This window comes from Salmonella sp. SAL4457, assembly GCF_046548235.1.
Taxonomy (GTDB): domain Bacteria; phylum Pseudomonadota; class Gammaproteobacteria; order Enterobacterales; family Enterobacteriaceae; genus Salmonella; species Salmonella enterica.
Window position 1 is genome coordinate 1 of record NZ_JBGDZO010001412.1, and the last position, 233, is coordinate 233.

Here is a 233-nt window from a genome sequence, read left to right on the forward strand (position 1 = left end):
GGTCGGTAATACCGATGCAGAGCGCACTATCGGAGCAAGAGCGATGGAGAGCGCGAAAAAGACATTTTTGGATGGCCTGCGACCTCTTGTGGAGGAGATGCTGGGGAGCTATCTGAAAGTTCAGTGGCGTCGTAACTGATGCACCAGGTGAATGAGGTGCGGTGCGACAAAGATATTCCCGGACGAACAACATCAGACAGTACGGATGATGTACAGGTGAAATAGGGGAGACT

1 protein-coding gene is annotated in these 233 nt (G+C 51.9%); it reads left to right on the top strand.

The window, feature by feature from the left end; all coding sequences use genetic code 11:
- Positions 1-139: hypothetical protein (locus ACLJNW_RS28815; protein ID WP_410962106.1), on the top strand; the 139-nt coding region annotated here is incomplete at its 5' end.
- Between the last annotated feature and the right edge of the window lie 94 nt (positions 140-233).